At 37.1% G+C, this 20,231-nt stretch carries 20 protein-coding genes; 11 read left to right on the top strand and 9 right to left on the bottom strand.

What is annotated here, in order from left to right:
• Positions 1–368 precede the first annotated feature (368 nt).
• Positions 369–1,022, bottom strand: coding sequence for a BON domain-containing protein (locus WG906_RS08000; RefSeq protein WP_339992048.1), 654 nt, complete (start codon positions 1,020–1,022; stop codon positions 369–371).
• 216 nt (positions 1,023–1,238) lie between these two features.
• Here WG906_RS08000 and WG906_RS07995 point away from each other — a divergent pair, with 216 nt between their 5' ends.
• Positions 1,239–2,297 carry a response regulator gene (locus WG906_RS07995; RefSeq protein WP_339992047.1) on the top strand — a complete coding sequence of 353 codons (1,059 nt, stop codon included), beginning with the start codon at positions 1,239–1,241 and terminating at the stop codon, positions 2,295–2,297.
• A gap of 27 nt (positions 2,298–2,324) precedes the next feature.
• Here WG906_RS07995 and WG906_RS07990 read toward each other — a convergent pair whose 3' ends face one another.
• The gene (locus WG906_RS07990) at positions 2,325–3,215 is read right to left on the bottom strand and encodes a universal stress protein (protein ID WP_339992046.1); all 891 of its coding nucleotides are present in this window, start codon (positions 3,213–3,215) and stop codon (positions 2,325–2,327) included.
• A gap of 294 nt (positions 3,216–3,509) precedes the next feature.
• Between WG906_RS07990 and WG906_RS07985 the strand changes: the two genes are divergently transcribed.
• Positions 3,510–4,184 carry a BON domain-containing protein gene (locus tag WG906_RS07985; RefSeq protein ID WP_339992045.1) on the top strand — a complete coding sequence of 225 codons (675 nt, stop codon included), beginning with the start codon at positions 3,510–3,512 and terminating at the stop codon, positions 4,182–4,184.
• 80 nt (positions 4,185–4,264) lie between these two features.
• Here the strand turns inward: WG906_RS07985 and WG906_RS07980 are convergent, their stop codons facing one another.
• Positions 4,265–4,570 carry a phosphoribosylpyrophosphate synthetase gene (locus WG906_RS07980; RefSeq protein WP_339992044.1) on the bottom strand — a complete coding sequence of 102 codons (306 nt, stop codon included), beginning with the start codon at positions 4,568–4,570 and terminating at the stop codon, positions 4,265–4,267.
• Between the two features lie 169 nt (positions 4,571–4,739).
• Here WG906_RS07980 and WG906_RS07975 point away from each other — a divergent pair, with 169 nt between their 5' ends.
• Positions 4,740–5,519, top strand: a complete 780-nt coding sequence (locus tag WG906_RS07975) for a hypothetical protein (RefSeq protein ID WP_339992043.1) — start codon at positions 4,740–4,742, stop codon at positions 5,517–5,519.
• Between the two features lie 83 nt (positions 5,520–5,602).
• On the opposite strand, the gene WG906_RS07970 is transcribed toward WG906_RS07975, so the two are convergent.
• Together WG906_RS07970 and WG906_RS07965 are read right to left on the bottom strand one after the other, a co-directional pair.
• Entirely contained in the window at positions 5,603–6,235 is a 633-nt protein-coding gene (locus WG906_RS07970; protein ID WP_339992042.1) for an HAD family hydrolase, read from the bottom strand.
• A gap of 48 nt (positions 6,236–6,283) precedes the next feature.
• Positions 6,284–6,832 (bottom strand): C40 family peptidase, encoded by a 549-nt coding sequence (locus tag WG906_RS07965; RefSeq protein ID WP_339992041.1) that lies wholly within the window; start codon positions 6,830–6,832, stop codon positions 6,284–6,286.
• Between the two features lie 152 nt (positions 6,833–6,984).
• Here WG906_RS07965 and WG906_RS07960 point away from each other — a divergent pair, with 152 nt between their 5' ends.
• Positions 6,985–7,437, top strand: a complete 453-nt coding sequence (locus WG906_RS07960; RefSeq protein WP_339992040.1) for a hypothetical protein — start codon at positions 6,985–6,987, stop codon at positions 7,435–7,437.
• A 128-nt stretch (positions 7,438–7,565) separates the two neighbouring features.
• Here the strand turns inward: WG906_RS07960 and sucC are convergent, their stop codons facing one another.
• Positions 7,566–8,759 (bottom strand): ADP-forming succinate--CoA ligase subunit beta, encoded by a 1,194-nt coding sequence (gene sucC, locus WG906_RS07955; protein WP_339992039.1) that lies wholly within the window; start codon positions 8,757–8,759, stop codon positions 7,566–7,568.
• A gap of 247 nt (positions 8,760–9,006) precedes the next feature.
• Here sucC and WG906_RS07950 point away from each other — a divergent pair, with 247 nt between their 5' ends.
• The 5 genes from WG906_RS07950 to WG906_RS07930 all read left to right on the top strand — a co-directional run bounded on the left by WG906_RS07950 (position 9,007) and on the right by WG906_RS07930 (position 13,908).
• Entirely contained in the window at positions 9,007–9,669 is a 663-nt protein-coding gene (locus tag WG906_RS07950; protein ID WP_339992261.1) for an ABC transporter ATP-binding protein, read from the top strand.
• Positions 9,666–10,112: an ATP-grasp domain-containing protein gene (locus tag WG906_RS07945; RefSeq protein WP_339992038.1), complete on the top strand. Its 447-nt coding sequence runs from the start codon at positions 9,666–9,668 to the stop codon at positions 10,110–10,112. Before WG906_RS07950 ends, WG906_RS07945 begins: the two co-directional genes overlap by 4 nt.
• Complete coding sequence (locus WG906_RS07940; protein ID WP_339992037.1) at positions 10,113–10,730, top strand: HAD hydrolase-like protein; 618 nt, start codon at positions 10,113–10,115, stop codon at positions 10,728–10,730. It abuts the gene before it with no gap.
• A gap of 44 nt (positions 10,731–10,774) precedes the next feature.
• Positions 10,775–12,205 (top strand): S41 family peptidase, encoded by a 1,431-nt coding sequence (locus tag WG906_RS07935; RefSeq protein ID WP_339992036.1) that lies wholly within the window; start codon positions 10,775–10,777, stop codon positions 12,203–12,205.
• A 92-nt stretch (positions 12,206–12,297) separates the two neighbouring features.
• Positions 12,298–13,908, top strand: coding sequence for a S41 family peptidase (locus WG906_RS07930; protein ID WP_339992035.1), 1,611 nt, complete (start codon positions 12,298–12,300; stop codon positions 13,906–13,908).
• Positions 13,909–13,915: 7 nt separating this feature from the next.
• Here the strand turns inward: WG906_RS07930 and WG906_RS07925 are convergent, their stop codons facing one another.
• Positions 13,916–14,833, bottom strand: a complete 918-nt coding sequence (locus WG906_RS07925) for a M28 family peptidase (protein ID WP_339992034.1) — start codon at positions 14,831–14,833, stop codon at positions 13,916–13,918.
• A 185-nt stretch (positions 14,834–15,018) separates the two neighbouring features.
• Here WG906_RS07925 and WG906_RS07920 point away from each other — a divergent pair, with 185 nt between their 5' ends.
• Positions 15,019–15,513 carry a TlpA disulfide reductase family protein gene (locus WG906_RS07920; RefSeq protein WP_339992033.1) on the top strand — a complete coding sequence of 165 codons (495 nt, stop codon included), beginning with the start codon at positions 15,019–15,021 and terminating at the stop codon, positions 15,511–15,513.
• Positions 15,514–15,519: 6 nt separating this feature from the next.
• Entirely contained in the window at positions 15,520–16,131 is a 612-nt protein-coding gene (locus WG906_RS07915; RefSeq protein WP_339992032.1) for a thioredoxin family protein, read from the top strand.
• A gap of 167 nt (positions 16,132–16,298) precedes the next feature.
• On the opposite strand, the gene WG906_RS07910 is transcribed toward WG906_RS07915, so the two are convergent.
• Both WG906_RS07910 and WG906_RS07905 read right to left on the bottom strand, forming a co-directional pair.
• Positions 16,299–18,203, bottom strand: a complete 1,905-nt coding sequence (locus WG906_RS07910; RefSeq protein ID WP_339992031.1) for a DUF3858 domain-containing protein — start codon at positions 18,201–18,203, stop codon at positions 16,299–16,301.
• On the bottom strand, positions 18,200–20,164 hold the full coding sequence (locus WG906_RS07905) for a DUF3858 domain-containing protein (protein ID WP_339992030.1): 1,965 nt from the start codon (positions 20,162–20,164) through the stop codon (positions 18,200–18,202). Before WG906_RS07905 ends, WG906_RS07910 begins: the two co-directional genes overlap by 4 nt.
• Positions 20,165–20,231 lie beyond the last annotated feature (67 nt).

Here is a 20,231-nt window from a genome sequence, read left to right as displayed (position 1 = left end):
CACTGATATTCCTCATTCTTTGGGGCTTTTCCTTCTATGTTTCTTTTCCTTTCAAAGTGGTTCCCGAGAACTACAGGAAAATTTGAATGATTATAACGCTTTACATTATGCTCACAGGGCGTTAATGTTATTCGCGGTGAGTCACACATCGATTCTCCCCCCAGTCTTCTGATTCACTCTGGCATGCATAGTATATCCTTCAATCCTGACGAATTGAGTAGAAAATATAAGCAGGTTGGTTCCTCTGAAGGATGGATGCACCAAATCTTCTTTGAATTCGTCAGCTCAGGAAATTAAGTCGTGGTGATTTTGTGTAAAAGAGAGAGCAGGAAACCTTTTCTCAAGTTTCCTGTTCCCGAAAGAAGTAGTCAATATACAACAGCCAATTGGTCGTCAACTTCGGTTACGCCTGGGGCAGAGGCCGCGGCTCTTTCTACTTCTTTTCTTTCGTTCCAGGAGCGCGCTGAACCTTTAAGTATTACTTTGCTTCCCAGAGTATCGATCGTGATTTTGTCGGCTTCAAAATCAGCGCTTCTTTCAAGTGCTTTACGAATATGTTCTTTTACAATAGCTGTATTTACCCTCGGTTTGACGGTTAACCAGTTTCTAATACCTCTTACTCCGGTTATATAATTTATTGCATTGGTAGCTGCTTCTTTCTCATACAACCAGTCAACTTCTCCCTCCAGAGTCACGCGTCCATCATCTACTTTGATTATTATTTTTTCGTGAGGAACAGAAGTGTTCCATTCCAGTGCTTTTATAACACTCTCTGCTATTTGAGTATCTGTAAGCCGCCCATCCAGTGCCAACTGTACTTGCAGATCTTCTGCAACGGCCCTTACACCTTTCACACGTTTTGCCGCATTTTCGGCCGCTAGTTTGTCCGAATAAAATTTAACGCTCCCACTCAGCGTAACAATTCCGTTGTGAACGGCAACTCCAATTTCGGTGGCATTTAGCACCGGTACCCAACGAAGTTCATCTATGACATCACTTTGGATTTCCTGATCCGTTTTCATGTTAGTTAAAATTAGTATAAAACTACTTCGAGTAATTGTGGATTCTTTTGATTGTGATCAGTTGTATATATGACACTTATCAGCGTGTTAATCATGTATTTAATTAATTATTTTTTGTATAAGTCAAATCCGTTAGTTATATTTGATATAGGCAGTCTGACCTAAGATTCTGCTTATTAATATAACCTTTATCATAATAATTAAAATAACCTCCCAATGAAAAAAATCCTACTTATCGAAGATGATTCTGCATTGAGAAAAAATATTGCCGAAATTCTCGTTTTATCCAATTATTCGGTTTGTGAAGCATCGGATGGAAAGGAGGGGGTAGAGAAAGCATTAAGAGATAAACCTGATCTTATTTTATGCGATGTTTGCATGCCCGGATTAGATGGATATGGAGTGTTGCATGTACTCAGCCGTCACCCCGATACATTTGCCATTCCATTTATTTTTCTTTCTGCACGAAATACAGCAGCCGATCAGCGTAAAGCAATGAGTATGGGTGCAGACGATTACCTCATTAAACCTGTAAATGAGTCTGATCTTCTTGATACTATTGAAATACGGCTAAAAAAATCTGATTGTTTAAAACGCAATGTCATACCAGACAAGAAGGGCGTTCGCAGATTTATTCAGCAGGCAAATGAGTCTGAAAGCTTTAATCTTACTTCGGGAAACAGAGATGTGAATCATTATAAGAAAAAACATATTTTATATTCAGTAGGTCAACGGCCAATGAATGTATATTTTGTAGTTAGCGGAAAAATTAAGGAGTTTCTGATAAACGAGGACGGGAAAGAACTTATAACGAATATGTATACCCAGGGAGACTTTTTTGGATATATTAATATTCTGGAAGACGTTAATTATACTGAAACAGTGCAGGCTTTAGATGATTCTGAACTGATTTTGATTCCAAAGGTCGATTTCCTTCAACTCATCAGTAACGACAAGCTGGTTGCAAAGCAATTTATTAGTTTGTTATCCCATAATATCCGGGAAAAGGAAGAAAAGCTATTGAATTTGGCGTATAACTCCCTGAGAAAAAAAGTAGCTATCGGTATAGTGGAAGTTATGGATAAGTTTAAGGACAGAAGAGACGGAAAGCCTGTAGTGGAAATTTCCAGGGAAGACCTGGCAAATGTTATTGGGTCTGCCCAGGAATCGATGATAAGAACCTTAAAAGAGTTCAGAACAGAAAAGTTAATTGATGTTGTTGATGGAAGTATTTTGGTATTGAATGAGAATAAACTCAGGCATTTATTATATTAATTACCTGTCTGAAGAAAATTTCGGATTTTAATCTGAAATTTTCTTCATTGATACAGGAAATACAAGCAGGGGGAGCTGGGCGCTATCAATTAGTAATTTCGTTGTACTACTGTGAAATAACCTTTGAAAAACATCCTCTTTACGGTGAATTACCCCAAGTACATCAATTTCGCTTTTTAATGAAAATTGTTGTAATTCCGCATGAATCTCTTTTTCTTTAATATCTGTGTAAGGTATTTTGGGGTATTCTATATTTGCCCGTACATCATACATGCAGACTTCTACCAAGCCTGTACCGCTGGATGTTTCTACCGGACTGTCTACAGAAACATGAGCTAAAACGATTTCTAAATCATAAGCCTTTTTGAAATCTTTCAAAAATGATAGGGGCGATAGTTCAGGGTATTGCAGATCCGTTGCTATAGCAATTCTTTTCAAATCTTTTATTGATGCTTGTATTGGAATGAATAAAACCGGGCAAGTGGTATTACTGATAACAGAATATGCGTTTGTGCCAAATATAAAATTACTTAAACAGTCATCCGTTTTTGCTCCCATAGCGATCATCCATATTTTTTTATCAGTAAGAATTTTTTTCACTGTAGAACCTAAATTTCCTACGTTGCCAGGTTTGCATAGATATTTTATGGAAGGTTTATGATCTCCGGGATTAATTTCTTCTGTTTTTTTATTTAAATAGTGTGCAAGTGCTTTAATTTTTTTTTTGCTTTCGTCCTCAATAGAAAAAAGCTCTTCGAGCATAGAACTTAATTTTTCTTTAAGAGAGGTGGTTTCAGTCACTGTATAGGCATGGTATAGCAATATATCTGCCTTTACTCTAGACGCCAGATGGAAAGTATACTCAGCGGCGTGTTCAGCTTTCTTTGAAAAATCGGTTAATAAAAGTATTGTTTTCATCTTGAATCCCTTAGTTTTCGGGATTCCAAATCTTCGCATTTTATTGAATTTTATAACTGATGCTTATCAGTTATTCGGCTGATTATAAGTGGGAATCGGTTATTTTTTTGATAGCGCTTCAATTGTGATAAATTAAGGTAAGTCGCTTTTAAGTGAACTTTGAGTTGAAGATCTTGTTCAAATTGTACATTGATTACAGTCAGACTTTAAGCTGACAAATATCATTAGCGCGCTGGTATGATTGATGTTTCTTTGAGTTATAATTCAGATGAATTTAAACACTAGCTTTTAGTTATGAAAACTGATCTGGCAATACAATGGGACATAATAGAAGAACTTAAGTGGGAGCCTTCTTTAAATGCCTCTAAGGTGGGGGTAGTTGTAAAAAATGGAGTAGTCAGTCTTTCTGGTACTGTAGATACCTTTTCTGAAAAGCTGACTGCAGAGAAAACGGCCAAGAGGGTAGGGGGTGTTAAGGCTGTTAATGATGGTATTCAGGTTGGCATTTCTCCAGATTCCAAAAAATCTGACGCAGAGATCGCTGAAGCAGTATTGAACGCTTTAAAATGGCATACCACAGTGCAGGATGAAAAGATTAAAATTAAAGTTGAAGATGGAGATGTTAAGCTTGAAGGTCAGGTAGACTGGGCATATCAACGAAATGTTGTAAGAGAAGCTATTGAAAATATACAGGGAGTGCGCTCTGTAACCAATTTGATTACAATCAAACCCCAGATTACACCTTTAGATATTCAGCATAAAATAACTTCTGCTTTTCAGAGAACCGCAAGTATTGATGCCGGAAGAATAACAGTGAAAGTTTTGGGAAGCATTATTACACTGCAGGGAAAAGTTCGTTCTTTGGCCGAGAAAGAAGATGCTGAAAGAGCTGCTTGGGCAGCACCGGGTGTTAACGGGGTAGAAAATTATTTAGAAGTTGAAATACCCGAATATGCTTTGGACGAATAATATTTGCTCTAATTACCTCTCAAAATTTTAAACCTTATCCTAAATAAGAATCTGAGCTACGGCTCAGATTCTTTTATTTTTTATTCCGGAGTGTTAAGCTTTTTAAGAAGCTCTTCTGAAATATCATCTGAATAGACCCCATAGGCATTTAGGAAAACTCCCTTTATATGGTATTTTTCCGATTCAATACCATAGATAATGGTATTGTCTGCTGGATCAGACATGCCTTCAAAACGGTAAATCTTAGTAATTTTGAAATCTTCCGGCTGTAAATAGATGTTTTCTGAGCTACTATGAAGTGTGCCGTTAGCCAGGTTAAAATCTAAGGTGAATCCGCGTTGTTTAAGACCTTCAAGCGCTTCTACTACTGTTTGGTAATCTTCCATAATGCATTTAACAACGGTGTTTAAAGTTTGTTTAGAGAAGGTGACGGGAGTTTTCAATATTTTAAAAGTGCTTTTGCACAGCCTCTGTTATTCCTTAATAAAAATCAAAAAGACTTTCTTAATAATTGAATGCCTGAATCAGAAAATCTAACTTTGTTTGGTGCAGGTATTGGCTCTTAAATTAATTCTTACTCCCTTATTAACCGGTGTCGCAACATGGGCAGGAAGAAGGTATGGACATTCGATCACCGGATTGTTAATCGGATTACCGCTGAATGCTGGTCCGATTGCTTTCTTTTTAGCATTAGAAAATGGCAGGTACTTTGCAAGTTTATCGGCCAAAGGAATTATTCTGGGGGCGATCTCACTGGCTCTTTATGCCACTGTCTATGCTGCCTCCTCTGTACGGTTTAGCTGGTTGTTATCCGCTTTGGCAGGTTGGATTGCATATTTTGGAGCCACCTTTTTCCTTCGGGAGTTTGAGCTCTCATTGATGCCGGCCTTTTTTCTTACAATTTTAGCCTTACTCGCGTTTCTTGCTTTTTTTCCAAAATATAAAGAAGAAAGCAAGGAAATTGTGCCTCCAAAATGGGATATCCCTGTCAGGATACTATTGGCTACATTATTTATAATAAGTCTGACATATGTATCCGCAGATCTTGGACCCAAATTAAGTGGATTGTTAAGCACCTTCCCAATATTCGGTACAATTTTCGCAGTTACTACCCATCATCTATATGGTTCAAATGCTTGCATTAAACTTTTAAAAGGGGTTATAGTGAGCCTGTTATCATTTTCGGTTTTCTTTGCAATTATCTCTTATTTCATCCAGACTTTATCTATTGGATTTACCTTTTGGCTGGCAACCTTCATTTGTCTCCTTGTACAGGGTTTGATCGTGTTTTTTGTCAAAAAAATAAAGCTTCAGTATGTTAGAAATGGAGTTTAGAATGGGAAAGTTCGTTAAACTCAACTGATTATCCGGATCGTTGTATTATTTAAAGTAACTCCTTTAAAGATGATTTTCGAGCATTAAAGCAAACCTGAGTTATACATGAATTTTTCCAGCGAATCCTCCCGGGTCATTAAATGAGTTTGAAACCCCATTTCACGAGCAGTTTTTAAATGCTGCGGACTATCATCGATGAACAGTGTTTCAGAGATTTCCAGGCCTTTATCGTTTATTACATGTTCAAATATTTCCGGGTCCGGTTTTCTCTTTCGGATTAAATGTGAATAATATACCTTCTCGAAAAATTCATCGTTCGAGTCAATGTGGTATTCCTGCTTTAAATATTCTGTAATGTAGTTAAGATGTATTTCATTGATATTACTCAGCAGAAAAGTCCGGTATTTCTTTTTGGCCTCCAATAAAATCTGATGATTAACCGGTGGTACACCAATTAAAAGAGAGTTCCATGTATTATCAATCTGCTGGTCAGTGAGATTTGGCTTTCCGCTTAGCTTTCGTATACCATTTCTGAACTCGGCAGAGTTAATGTTGCCTTTTTCGAACTCGTTAAAAAGCGGATCATGGCCTGCATGACCAAAAAAGGTTTCCACGTTATCGATTCCCAATTCAGTGAAGGAATGTTGGGTTTTTAGAAAGTCGATCATGAAAATTACGTTGCCATAATCGAAAATGATGTTTTTAATATTTTGCATGATTTTTAATCATCACAAAGATGTGAATTGTAAATAAATCTGATGGAACTAATTAAAGATCCTGATAGTTTTTACAAAGCGGCCCTGGTAATATTTATTTACAGGAGTTATGGTAACTCCGTAGGCCTTACCTGATGTGGAATGGATAAATTTTGTCGTATCTGCATTTTCAACAATTATTCCCATATGCCCAACTTCCCGGATCGTGCTGTCTGTCCCTGTAAACAGGATCAGATCGCCCGGTTTGGATTCACTAATTCTAATTTCTGTTCCAACATTCGTGAAATCCACAGAACTACGGGGTACTGCAATTTGAAAATGATTGAAGACATAGGTGATAAATCCGGAACAGTCGAAACCTTTCTGAGGTTCTACAGATCCATATTTATAGGGTGTTCCGATGAGTGTTTTCGCAAATGCGGTGAGGTCTTCGGGGTCAATATCTCTGGTGTCAATGACAGAACTCGGTGGTAGAGGTTCTGTTATCTCATTCGTATCGATGGCTACTTCCGTATGGTCTGCAGTATCTTTAAATTGTTCATCACTTTCATAGCGGCTATCTGAATTTCGGCAGGAAGCTATGAACAATGTCAACATACATAAAGTGATTTTGTTCAATCGCATAAAATTATGAACATTTCAATTTGTTTTATGTTTCACCACCCGCTTGACCTGAAATAATTCTGATAATAAAATAATTGTTTTTTAGCATAATGTATTCTCATTTTAAGAGTTATTTTAGATAGATTATGAAATACATACACACATTCTTAATACTGCTGTTTTTCTTTAGTATTTCTAAAGCTCAGGTAGTAGACTATAACTTCATAAACTCTATTGTTTCTAAAGAGGATAGCGGGGCAATTCGTTTGCTGTTACAATCCGGTTATTCACTATCTAAAGACGGGGATTACCGGTTTATTGCAGATAATAAGATTAAAGCCTACATCAGCCATGTGAAAGCCAATCCGGAGGCAGGCCAAAAACAAAGTTACTGGGCATTTCAGGCAAGAGGAAAGAAAGCATATTCCCCGATTTTAAAACAAATAAAAAAAGGAGCTACAGTAAAATCAGGATCTCATTTCGGTAAACAAAAAACCGAATATAAATCACCAGAAGGTATTTATTATTATCCTTTTGAGGACAGTATGTTTGATGGGCTGTATTGGATTTATGCTTCAAAAGAATCTCTTTTGGACTAAACAGATTATACTAAATTTATACAGATGAAAAACACTGAATCAAGTAAATGATGATTCGCTTCTTTAGAGATTAAATAAAAAATGCCATCCCTTTTGGAGATGGCATTTTAAGTATCAGCTAAATAAGATTAGTCTTCAAGAACCTTTGTAACTAATGCTGCAGCTTCTTTTAATAGAATTGCAGAGTAAACTTTTAATCCTGATTCGTCAATTAATTGCTTGGCTTCAATTGCGTTTGTTCCCTGTAATCTTACAATAATTGGAACACGTATATCTCCAAGATCTTTATATGCATCAATAACTCCTTGTGCAACACGATCGCAACGTACAATACCACCAAAAATGTTAATTAAAATTGCTTTAACATTAGGGTCCTGAAGAATGATGTGAAAAGCAGCTTTAACAGTTTGTGCATTAGCGGTACCACCAACATCAAGGAAATTGGCAGGCTCGCCGCCAGCAAGTTTGATAATATCCATGGTAGCCATTGCTAACCCAGCTCCGTTAACCATACAGCCTACATTACCATCAAGCTTTACGAAGTTAAGGTTTGATTTACTTGCTTCAACTTCCATTGGATCTTCTTCAGCAATATCACGTAAAGCTTCATAATCAGGATGACGGAACAAACCGTTATCGTCAAGATTAACTTTTGCATCAACAGCTAAAATTTTATTGTCGGATGTTTTTAAAACCGGATTGATTTCAAACATCGATGAATCTGTATGCTCGTATGCTTTATATAGGGCAGCAATAAATTTGGTCATATCCTTAAATGCGTCGCCGCTAAGACCTAAATTGAATGCTATTTTGCGTGCCTGGAACCCTTGTAATCCAACTTTCGGATCGATTTCTTCTTTAAAAATTAAATGCGGAGTGTGCTCTGCAACTTCTTCAATATCCATTCCTCCTTCGGTAGAATACATAACGATGTTACGACCTTTTGCACGGTCGAGCAATACACTCACATAAAATTCTTTAGTTTCACTTTCTCCCGGATAGTAAACATCTTGGGCAACAAGTATTTTACTTACCTTTTTACCTTCAGGTCCGGTTTGCGGAGTAATAAGTTGCATGCCGATGATCTGGCTCGCTTTTTCTTTTACTTCGTCCAGATTTTTCGCCAGTTTAACACCGCCGCCCTTACCGCGACCACCGGCATGGATTTGAGCTTTTACTACAACCCAATCAGAGTTATAGTCCTGTTTTAGTTTTTTTGCTGCTTCTACGGCTTGTTCAGGAGTATCAGCTACTATGCCTTCCTGCACCCTTACACCAAAACTTTTTAATATGGCTTTACCTTGGTATTCGTGAATATTCATGATTTGAAAATTTTTCGACGTAAAACTACCATTTTGCATCAATTATTTAAAGAAATATCAAAAAAATGCTGCGTTTTTAAAAATTTAATAGTTTTTATCAAAGTTTTGAGAAGCAATGCAGTACAAAATTTGATGCATTTTTAAAACCTTTGTGGTGTATTTAACATTCGTCTTTTCAATTCACTATTCAAACCCGCAATTCATCATCATCCTTTTACCTTTCACCATTAAGCTCTATATTCGCCTTATGCTGCAGGCAAAAGGAATTCATAAATCATATAGAGATCTTGAAATTTTAAAAGGGGTCGATTTTAGTGTTAAAAAAGGTGAGATTGTAACTATCGTAGGTGCTTCAGGAGCCGGTAAAAGTACCTTACTGCATATAGTAGGTTCGTTAGACCGGGCAGACAAAGGTGAGGTCATTATAAATGATACAAATATTTCAAAGCTTTCAGCATCCGCATTAAGCGCTTTTAGAAACAAGCACATCGGTTTTATCTTTCAATTCCATCATTTATTGCCAGAATTTACGGCATTGGAAAATGTTTGTATCCCTGCATTTATAGGTAAAAAAAGCAAGAAAGAAGCGGAGGCCAGAGCTACAAAATTATTGGGAATGCTGGGTTTGGAACATAGAGCAAGTCATAAGCCAAATGAGCTTTCCGGTGGAGAGCAGCAGCGTGTTGCCGTAGCCAGGGCTTTAGTAAATAATCCCTCGGTAATTCTGGCTGATGAACCCTCTGGAAACCTCGATTCTCAAAATGCTCAGAGTTTGCATTCACTTTTCAGGGATTTGAGGGACGAGTTCTCTCAAACCTTTATTATTGTAACACATAATGAAGAGTTAGCCGGAATGGCCGACAGGAAAGTAACAATGAAAGACGGACAAATTATAGATTCTGCAGATTGAATATATTAATAACAGCGGCTGCAACAGCGCACTCCTATAAATTACAGCGTTCTTTAAATAACGTTGATACCGTTTTCCTTGCAGATTCTGAAGATTTGCCGCAAGTAATGTTAAAAGATAAAAAGTTTGTTAAAATCCCTTTGGGAGATTCTCCGTCTTTTGCTCATTTGCTATTAACAATTTGTCTGGATAATTCAATTGAAAAAGTCTTTCCATTGCGTACTGCCGAAGTTTTTGCGCTTGCAGATTCCAGACAATTATTTGATGAATACGGAATAAGGGTCATAGTTCCTGTCAGAGCTCGCATCGCTTCCTTACTAAATAAAGGTATAAAGGGGGAAATCGTGATAAACGAGGATGCTGAAAAGGTTGAATTTCCGGACAGAGGTATTTTTTTGAAAGATGGCTCCTCATCAGAGGTCCAACTATTTACAGTTGATTAAATGAAAACTTTCGCGAATTTGATTAGTTCTAAAAATGCGTTTATTTTTGAAATGGACGATGTGCTGTTTCCGTCAAAGGATTATGATCTTCAGGTATACTATTTGTTTGCCAATTTTCTGGAATTTCAGGAAGGCTTCCCTGTATCGAATGACCTGATTCAGTTTATGAAAAAGGTGCACCAAAAACATGGCCCAGACAGGATTTTTGATAAGGCCAAAGAAGTATACGCTTTTGATGAAAAGTACAGGGCAAATTTCGAACGACTTTTGAGAGAGGCTAAATTGCCATTGAAGCTTTTATTATTTCAGAATATGTTAAGCTTTCTGCAGGAAATTGTGGTGGATAGAAAACAGATTTTTATTGTTACTGCCGGAGATCCCCTGCAACAGCTCAATAAAATCAAACATACCGAATGGCACGGACTGGAAAAATTTCTCAGGGTGTACTTTGCAGATGAAATAAAGCCTAAACCCAGTATTGATGTAATTCGTTTATTAATGGAGGAAAATGATCTAAAAGAAGATGATTTTGTGATAGTCGGATCAACAGAACGGGATCAACAGTTTGCTTTAGCAGCAGGAATTGAATATGTTCCGGTATCCGATTTTATTTCGTGATATTTGTTTTACCGGCGTTCCAATTTCATTAATCTAGCCAAAGAATGAATTCAAATTATCTATCCAGGCACTCACTCCAATTCTTTATCATCGGCTTTACTTTTCTATCGGTTTCATTTACAGCATGTAAAAAAAATCGGGGGGCTGATATTGAATACAATGTGCTTGATTCAGCGTATTTATATACAAGGGATATTTATCTATGGGCCGAAAAACTTCCTGCACCATCAGTTTTTAAACCCAGAACCTCCCCGGATATTTACGCTTTGATGGAAAGGGTCCGGGGCTATCAGCCACTTGATAAATGGAGTTTTGCTGAGACAAAAGAAGAAACCAAACAAACCCTGGAAGGCTCTTCGGATGATTTTGGCTTTCTCGTAAAATTTGTTCCCGGAAATAACACCGAGATACGGGTCACCTATGTTTATTCCAATTCATCTGCTGGTATAACAGGGGTTAAAAGAACCTGGCGTGTGAACAAGATAAACGGGAGGGTAATAAACCGCAGTGTACCGGCTGATTTAGATTATATTAATGATGTTTTCTTTGGCAGTCCGAAATCTGCTCAATTCGAATTTATCAGACCCAACGGCACTGTGACAGTTGAAACCCTTCAGAAAACTTCCTACAAGCTTAATACTGTACTATATTCGTCTGTTTATATCAAAGGAGACCGGAAGATAGGATATTTTGTTTTCAATGAATTTTCTGAAGCTACTTCTGTTTTGGAATTACTTAATACAATCGGCGGCTTCGAAAACCAGGGTGTTAATGAAATTATTGTTGATCTCCGTTATAACAGGGGAGGTTTTGTTTCCACTCAGGACACGTTGGCTAATATGCTCGCTCCTAAAAGTGTAGGACGGGCTCAAAAGGTGATGTATACTTATGTTTATAACAGCAAATATACTTCATGGAATGAATCTTATAAGTTTTACAAAACGGGCAGTCTTGACTTAAGCCGGATTGTATTTATTGTTTCACCTTCATCTGCCTCCGCAAGCGAGTTGTTAATCAATAATTTGCGTCCTGTTATGAGTGTTAAACTCATCGGAGATACCAGGACATATGGTAAGCCGGTAGGCTTTTTCCCAATCCCTGTCTTTGAGTATAATATCTTCCCGGTATCATTTAAAACAGCAAACAGCAATGGAGAAGCAGATTTTTTTGCTGGTTTTCCTGTTGATAAAAATGTAGCGGATGATTTAGTTCATGACTTTGGCGATGAAAATGAAGCAAATTTAAAAGAAGCCCTTTTTTATCTTTCCAATAATTCTTTTTCTGCAATTGCCACAAACAGAATTTCATCAGTGAATTCTGCAGAAGTACAATATGTAAGATCGGTAAACGCAGATATCGCAGATCACTTACCATCAGCAACCATCGAAAACAGGCCTTCAAGAATGCCTCCGGCAATAAAACAATTACAGGGAAACCAGAATTGTCTGATCAAAGCCATATATTTACCCAATTAGTTAATTTTTAAGCTATTGGATATTTACAGGCTAAACCATTCGTTATGGTTTGGCGTTTATCCTATAATCATTTATAAATCCTATTTTTAGTTATGAGATCATCTTCTAGTTTGAAAAGTTTCTCAGTAGTTCTTTTTAACCTCATATTAATTACTTTTTTAGTAGTTGGTTGTAAAAAAAATAATATTGATGAGACTGAACCAGATATAACCACTCAGACTCCGGCAAATGGTTCCCGGGATCAATTAACTAAAGATTCTATTTATTTATATGCTAAGGAGGCCTATTTGTGGAACGATGCACTTCCTGCATATGAGGTTTTCAACCCGAGAAAGTATACAATGTTTTCGAATGAATTGGATAATTTTAATAAAGAGCTTTTTGATATAACTCAATTAAAAATAAATCCATTGACAGGAAAGCCTTATGAGTTTGTTTCCACATCAGCAACTTATCCTAAATATTCTTACATAACAGATGAGGATTCTAATAACCCTACAACATCGGTTGCAAGCGTGCCTGCAATCAGCCAGGTTAGCCTTGAGGGGGTTGGAACCGATTTTGGACTCGCATTAAGCGCAATAGGAACTCAATCTTCATATCAGATTTATTTAAGATATGTCAATGAGGGTTCTCCCGCTGATAAAAATTTTCTGGATAGGGGAGACGTACTTTTGGAAATGAATGGCCGGGTGCTGGGTTCTGGTTTTACAAATGATCAAAACTTTATTAACTCCGCATTTGATCAGTCCAGTATTACGCTAAAAGGAAAAAAGAGTGATGGTACTCAATTTACCAGAACCCTTACCAAAGTTACATACAACAGTAGCCCGGTATTTAAGCATACAATAATTTCCAGAAACGGTAAAAAGATCGGTTATCTGGCTTTTGCAAGGTTTTCTAATATAACTAATGCTGAAGCTCCTCTTAATCAGGTGTTTTCAGAATTTGCTACCGGTCTTGTAACCGATTTAGTTATTGATTTAAGATATAATGGTGGGGGATATGTGACGACTGCAGAGCAATTAGCAAATTTAATAGCGCCTTCTTCTCTTAACGGATCTGTAATGTTTACAGAACATTTTAATACTACCTTACAAACGGGTAAGGCATCTATTCTTAAAAATCAACCGCTTTTAACCTCCGACGGAAAATTTCAATATTCGAATGGTAAATTGGTCACCTATTATGATATAGATTATTCCGTAGCAAATAATACCTATAAATTCGCTAAAAAAGGAAATTTAAACGGTATTTCAAAAGTTGTATTTCTTGTTTCTGAAAACACCGCCTCTGCCAGTGAGTTGGTTATCAATGTTTTGAAGCCGCACCTGGATGTTAAGCTTATTGGTTCAGCTACCTATGGGAAACCAGTTGGTTTCTTCCCGATAACTATCGATAAATACGATGTGTATTTTTCAATGTTTGAAAGTAAAAACTCGAACGGTGAGGGCGGCTATTATGCTGGTTTTACTCCAAATAGTACCGCTCCTGATGATGTAACTCACGATTTTGGAGATCCGCTGGAAGCGCAGTTTGCTGCAGCCATAAATTATCTTGTAAATGGAACTCTGTCCGCGAAGGCTCCTGTTGCTACCATTATGGGTACAAAAATGGCTATTACGTCGTCGGATGTCAAAGATTTAAGTAATGCAGACTCTTTTAAAGGTATGATTGAAACCAGGTATAAGCTGAAAAAATAATTTTATACTAATGCATAATCAATTTATCCCTGAATATTTTTTGTATCGTAACGCTCTTATCAATATTCTGAATAGCTTCTAAAATTGCCTTTACAGCATTCTGATAAAATTCTTTGTTAATTCTATTATAGTCATCGGTTGGCTTATGATAATCAGAATGATCTTCAACACCAAAATATAAAAAGGGGATTTTTTTTGCATGGAAAGCTCCCTGATCACTCTGGTTAGTCCAGTCTTCCTTACCCAGTTTGGGGTTATCGTGGCCGAACAGAATTTTTATGTTCGGATTAGTATTAGTCACATGAGCTCTGAGCAATGGGTAATGCCACGTTCCGGCAGCATATAATTCGTTTTTATCACTACGGCTGATCATATCCATATTCACATTTAATTTAATGCAGTCGAACTCCAGGGGAGGATTTGCGACAAACGCTTTTGCCCCCTCCAGTCCCGATTCTTCTGCATCAAAAGCCGCAAAAACCAAGGTATGTTCCGGGTGGTTGTTACTGAAATATTGAGCGATTGAAAGCAGTCCGCCCACTCCCGAGGCATTGTCATCCGCACCATTAAAAATTTCACCGTTTATTATCCCTACATGATCATAATGGGCCGAAATTACTATTGCATCCTGTTTCTTACCTGGGATGTATCCGATAAGGTTGGTCCCCTCTATGGCTTTACCAGAGCGATCTTTAAAAGTAAACGGCTTTTTATAATTGTTAAGGTAAGTGTTTAATCCAATCTCTTTAAATCGATTAATGATATATTCAGCTGCTAGTTTGTTTTCTGCTGTTCCAGATTTTCTGCCTTTGTATTTGTCGGCAGAAAGCTCCTGCACATCCTTTAATAATTGTTGGGGTTTAATCGTTTTCGCACATCCCGTAAATAGTATGAAGAAAAATAAAAACGAGTGGAATGATCTCATGTGTCTTAAATTGGATTTGAACGATTAATATTTAAGAGATAACACAATTGTTTTTCAAATGTTATACCTGCGTGTGTTATAGAAGCAAAATCAAAGGTCAGCAACGAATTAGATTAGTCATGTTTTATAATAACAAATTTACAATTGTAAGCTCTTTTTTAAATTAAGATGGTTTAGATTTGAATATGATTAGTCAAAGTGGCAAATTAATACTGGTGCTCTTAATGTTTGTGTCTTTTTCAGGAGTTTTAAGTGCTCAGAGCGTGAACTTGCTAAGTGTCAATCAGTTGGAGAGTCGGGTTAAAAATGGAGGGGATACTGTTTATGTGGTTAATTTCTGGGCTACCTGGTGTGCGCCTTGTATTGCAGAGCTTCCTTATTTTGAACAGCTTCAGTCCAATTATAAAGATCAGCCATTAAAAGTTTTACTTGTAAGCCTGGATTTAAAATCAAAGCTGGATAAAGTTGTGGTTCCGTTTGTGAAACGGAATAAATTAAAAAATGAGATTTTCTTACTAAATGAAACCAACGAGCAGCAGTATATAGACCGCATAAGTAAAGATTGGTCTGGTGCATTGCCTGCAACTCTGATTTATAATCAGAAAAATAAGAGCGGTAAACTATACGAAAAGGAATTTACCTATTCAGAGTTAGAAAAAGTCTATCAGTCATCTAAATAATTAATTATGAAAAAATCGTTTCTTTTATTCTTGTTTAGCATCGGATTGCTGGCAAAGGCTCAGACCGCCGGTTACCAGATTGGTGATGTGGCCGCAGATTTTAGTTTAAAGAATATAAATGGTAAATCGGTTGCTTTGGCCGACATGTCGTCTGCTAAAGGGTATGTTGTGATTTTTACCTGTAATACCTGTCCATATGCCGTTGCTTATGAAGACAGGATAATTGCATTAGATAAAAAATATGCTTCAAAAGGATACCCGGTAGTAGCTATAAATCCAAACGATCCCGGCACGCAACCTGGTGATTCATTTGAAAAAATGCAACAGCGGGCAAAAGACAAAAGCTTTAGTTTTCCATATCTAATGGACCCCGGTCATGTAATCACAAAACAGTTTGGAGCAAGCCGCACCCCTCATGTTTTTCTGCTTCAAAAAACAGCTAAGGGAAATGTTGTACAGTACATTGGGGCAATTGACAGCGATACTGAAGGCAAAAATCCTGATAAGATAAAATATGTCGAAAATGCAATTGACGCAATTGCTTCTGGTAAAAAGCCTGAGGTTACCACTACAAAAGCTATTGGATGCACTATAAAATGGAAAAAAGAAGGCGTCTGATAGTTTATTATTAATAGTTTTGCAGCCGGATTTATTCCGGCTTTTTTTATGAGTAAACAAGAAACTGATTATTCTTTCTGGACAAAATATAAACGGTTTGCTACTACTGAGATATTATTATACTTAGTAATGATAGTAGGGATACTCCTTGGGATACTGATATTTTCTTAGATCTTTTTGTCAAGAACTATTTCTAAACTATCGGCATCAGCTATTTCCTGGAAAAAATCTACCAATTCCTGGTATTCTTCAGCTTTGTAACTTCCTTCATTCAGCAGCATTTTTCTACTGTAGGTTATCGTATTGTCAGTAAACTTTACATTGGCAGAGTATTTACCGAAAGGCTTCTCAATTATTTTTTGGTTTGGAGCTAAACCGGGCTTATACCCTTCGGGAATTTGATAGGTAATAACATCTTCATCATAATAGCCCCTTGAAATTTTAACAGGGTTTGTACGCTTACTAATCTCCCTTATAGGACGGGTTTTATTGACTCCGTTTATTCTGACACGTAATTTACCTTCAGTTATACTGCAATAGTTTTCAGAGCTAAGGGCAATAATTTCTTTGGTTTCGGGTCTGCTTCCTTTGTCTTGAGTGAATTGAAGCGATTGTATTGTAATGTTTGGCAGCGGGTATAAACCGGACAATTTTTTCATTTGCTCTGAATATGCTTCATTGAGCAGCATATGATGATTATCATATTGTGTTCCGCTAAACCGGGTGGTCATAGTTCCAGTTAATGAACCATTCGAAGTGATTTTAAAGTCGGCTTTTCTTAGTTGTTTATTATCTATCGCCGGGAACTTTGGTGTTCGCATAATTTTTCCACCTTCAGGTGTACAGGCAACTGCATATCTGTCATCAGTGAAATCACCGAGAAAACCAAATGGAGCAAATTTATCTGTACACTCAAGCCATGTGGTGTCGTTTTTAAATGGTAAACATAAAATAATATGGTTCCCATCCATGCTTGTAAAATCGGGCGCTATGTCTCTTTTAAAAGATCCTGCATATACTATGCTGTAATAAGATTCTATGCCTGCAATTTTTAGAAGGGAATGCATGTAATTCACCAGTCCTTTACAATCGCCATAGCTTAAGCGGTCAACGTCAGCTGCCGGACTGGGTTGATAGCCTCCTATTCCAATCTGTACACTTACATACCTCGTTTTATTCTGAACAAACTCATAGATTTTCTTTGCCTTTTCTTTAGGATCGGAAACGTTTTTGATCAGACTAGTGATATAATCTTTAGTTGCTTGTGGAAGTTCATCCCTGCCTTTCAGTAAATTATTATTTGTCCAGATACCATATTCTGCCCAATTAGAAAAACGTCCTTTGATATTCTTAAAAGCGAATTTTTCAGGAGCAAGTTTAACTGTGACAAGGTATTCTTCGTAATTAGGACTATAGGGCTCCTCTCTGAGTGCATGAATATTATAAACCTCCCATTTAAAGTTTTTGGTGCCATTAGCTGTGATCTCTTCAACTTTTCCCTGGTAATTATATTCCTTATAACGAAGCTTAAAATCTTCCGGACAGATGAAATTTAAAGAACTTTTTTCAATGGATACTCCGGTAGACCTGCCCGGAATCCAGGCAGGGAAATAAAGGCTTTGTCGTGTTTTTATCTCATACTCGTATTCTATGGTAAAAGGATAGGTGATTTGTGAGGGAATAAAATATTTAATCCGGTCATCTTCATATAATGAAAAGTCGGATACAGAGCTTCTATCCTGAAAGTTTTTCTCTGTTATTTTGGCGCTAAGTATTCCAGATTCATCATAGATGGCTCCTTTCACAGATTTAATAATGGTGTTTTTGTCGTAATGCAGAAACACGGAGGCTTCCTCAAGGGCGGAAGAGTTCAATATGGTGATAGCATATTTTTTACGGTAGTAAACCTCGTCCAGGTCTTTGACTTCAATTATAGTTTCAGAATTTCGTACAACGGCCCCCGATCTGGGTAGTATAGGTTTTGGGATGGAGGCTACAGAAAAGTTACTGATTTGTCCCTTAACCGATATAGAGAGGAGGATAATACTAATACATATGATTATAAACTTCATAACTTCTTCTTCAAGATTATATCTGCCTGTTGAGTTTGGATGATCTTATTATAAAACTCTTTCAGATAATGGTATTCTTCAGAAGAATATATTGAATTTTTTAATTGCATATTATAGGAAACGAGAAGTGTATTGCCCTCCAGCGTGGATTGTGTTAAGAGTCGGCCGCCATTGTTTGGCAAAGAAAGGGCTAATGCCGGAGGTTTACTTATCACTTCAAACTTTTCAGGAAATTTCAATACCATAATGACCTTTGTTTCTGAGGGGGCTCCCATATCAACGGGGTATGTTCTTTCAGTCAGTTTAAAGGGGTTCTCCGTGATTTTGTTCATGAAATAAGGGTTAATATTTACATGCCCATTATTCTGGCTTTTTATCTCGATTTCATAAAGCTCCTGCAATGGCTTTTCAAGGCTGTCCATATTCACTATTTCAGCCTTCGAGAATTTTATTTTAGGATACCGCTCATCTAAATCCTCTACATATTCGTCGGTTGAATTAAACTTTTTTATAGCATATCGTTTATTGTACCCTTCATAACCTGCCGATAGAACAATCATTTTACCGGTTATTTTCCCTTCTTCATCCAGTATAAGATCCAGATTAAGAGTTTTAGATTCTTTTTGTGATGCTTTTAAATCGATCCAGGAAGAGGGCTTATCAAAGTTTATCAACCTGCCTTTATCGTTTATGCACCTTAAGGGCAGAAGTCCGAAAGGAAGCATCGGGTCAGTAGCGTCCAGCAGGTACGATGTTTCGCCGATCGTTACATTACATATCACATAGTCGAATTCGGTAAGCACCGGAAAAAGATCACTGATAAGGCCGTTTCTTCGTGTTGACAAAAGCACAGGTTCGGCTTTTAAGCCTGCTGAATTTATCGCGGTAACAAGAGCCAGATTGATATCAGCTGAACTTCCCGAATGATTCTCGAATGCTTTTTTAACGCCCTGATCGCTGTATTTACCATAAAAGTTGTTCCATTTAAACCAACCTTGCATAAAGCTATATATGGCTTTTGCTTTGTCGAGTTCTGTAGTCTTTCCTTCAATTACAGGGGTGATTTTATCTTTAAAAAAATCTTTCTTTTTTAATTGCGCACCAAAGTATTCTTCTGTTTTCAGATCACGGTCAACATCTTTCCATTCTTTAGAAAGCTGATGCTTGGTTCCGCGATAATCTGTATAATCGGATAATTCGAAATACATGGCCGATTTAAAATTACTGGCTGCGGTCATATAATCTTCCTCAACAAATGCCGGAATATCCGCCATTGCATAAGTCATTTTAGAACAGTCTGCTTTAAAGCCACCTCCAGGCTGGAAACAATCTTTTTCAAGGATTCCGGTGCTCTTTGTTAATTTATATGGTCCTCTAAGGCTTACATTATAATTGTATACTGCCGGTATTACGGCACAATATTCACTGGAAACTTTCGGTATATCCGACTGGAAATCCCAGCTTCTGAATGTTCTTATAAAGGGTGATTGAATGGTATACTTATATTCAATAATACAGCCATCACGAAGATTTGGCAGAGCGAACTTTGTAAGATCATGATATTTCCCGGCTTTCGATTCCTTGAAAATTTGCTTCGGGTCCAGTTCACTTGATCTGATCAGATTGTTTTCGTCAGGATAAAACGTTATAGCCTTTATATCGCGTATTTTTTCGAAAGTATTCGCGTCACTTTTCCCGATCGGAATTTCTACATTACCGTGTTTAAATCCTTTGCTATTGAAAATTTTAATACGAATGTGATAGTCGAAAACAAGTTCGCCGTCGCTACTGCTGATGTATGCGTTGCCAAACTCTTTTAATACCACAGCGTTGGCATTGGCGTCTTTATCGTATTTTTTTAGTTCAAACTCTTGTGAGCTTACTTTGGCAAATGCGAAATCTTGCGCAAAAGCAATAGTTGAGGATAAAGCTAATGCTCCTGATAGTAAAAAATGTTTCATGTGATGTACTTAGGTTGTGAAAGATACATGTAACAGAAACAAAACACACATTATTTTATCTTTTTTC

This window comes from Pedobacter superstes, from assembly GCF_037622515.1.
Classification (GTDB): Bacteria; Bacteroidota; Bacteroidia; order Sphingobacteriales; family Sphingobacteriaceae; genus Paradesertivirga; species Paradesertivirga superstes.
This window is presented reverse-complemented; position numbering and strand designations above follow the sequence as displayed.

What these genes read in the sequence shown, in the direction of transcription:
- WG906_RS08000 (WP_339992048.1), bottom strand. Translation starts at nt 1,022, where the DNA reads ATGAAAACGGATCAGGAAATCCAAAGTGATGTCATAGATGAACTTCGT.
- WG906_RS07995 (WP_339992047.1), top strand. Translation starts at nt 1,239, where the DNA reads ATGAAAAAAATCCTACTTATCGAAGATGATTCTGCATTGAGAAAAAAT.
- WG906_RS07990 (WP_339992046.1), bottom strand. Translation starts at nt 3,215, where the DNA reads ATGAAAACAATACTTTTATTAACCGATTTTTCAAAGAAAGCTGAACAC.
- WG906_RS07985 (WP_339992045.1), top strand. Translation starts at nt 3,510, where the DNA reads ATGAAAACTGATCTGGCAATACAATGGGACATAATAGAAGAACTTAAG.
- WG906_RS07980 (WP_339992044.1), bottom strand. Translation starts at nt 4,570, where the DNA reads ATGGAAGATTACCAAACAGTAGTAGAAGCGCTTGAAGGTCTTAAACAA.
- WG906_RS07970 (WP_339992042.1), bottom strand. Translation starts at nt 6,235, where the DNA reads ATGCAAAATATTAAAAACATCATTTTCGATTATGGCAACGTAATTTTC.
- WG906_RS07965 (WP_339992041.1), bottom strand. Translation starts at nt 6,832, where the DNA reads ATGTTGACATTGTTCATAGCTTCCTGCCGAAATTCAGATAGCCGCTAT.
- WG906_RS07960 (WP_339992040.1), top strand. Translation starts at nt 6,985, where the DNA reads ATGAAATACATACACACATTCTTAATACTGCTGTTTTTCTTTAGTATT.
- sucC (WP_339992039.1), bottom strand. Translation starts at nt 8,759, where the DNA reads ATGAATATTCACGAATACCAAGGTAAAGCCATATTAAAAAGTTTTGGT.
- WG906_RS07950 (WP_339992261.1), top strand. Translation starts at nt 9,007, where the DNA reads ATGCTGCAGGCAAAAGGAATTCATAAATCATATAGAGATCTTGAAATT.
- WG906_RS07940 (WP_339992037.1), top strand. Translation starts at nt 10,113, where the DNA reads ATGAAAACTTTCGCGAATTTGATTAGTTCTAAAAATGCGTTTATTTTT.
- WG906_RS07935 (WP_339992036.1), top strand. Translation starts at nt 10,775, where the DNA reads ATGAATTCAAATTATCTATCCAGGCACTCACTCCAATTCTTTATCATC.
- WG906_RS07930 (WP_339992035.1), top strand. Translation starts at nt 12,298, where the DNA reads ATGAGATCATCTTCTAGTTTGAAAAGTTTCTCAGTAGTTCTTTTTAAC.
- WG906_RS07925 (WP_339992034.1), bottom strand. Translation starts at nt 14,833, where the DNA reads ATGAGATCATTCCACTCGTTTTTATTTTTCTTCATACTATTTACGGGA.
- WG906_RS07920 (WP_339992033.1), top strand. Translation starts at nt 15,019, where the DNA reads ATGATTAGTCAAAGTGGCAAATTAATACTGGTGCTCTTAATGTTTGTG.
- WG906_RS07915 (WP_339992032.1), top strand. Translation starts at nt 15,520, where the DNA reads ATGAAAAAATCGTTTCTTTTATTCTTGTTTAGCATCGGATTGCTGGCA.
- WG906_RS07910 (WP_339992031.1), bottom strand. Translation starts at nt 18,203, where the DNA reads ATGAAGTTTATAATCATATGTATTAGTATTATCCTCCTCTCTATATCG.
- WG906_RS07905 (WP_339992030.1), bottom strand. Translation starts at nt 20,164, where the DNA reads ATGAAACATTTTTTACTATCAGGAGCATTAGCTTTATCCTCAACTATT.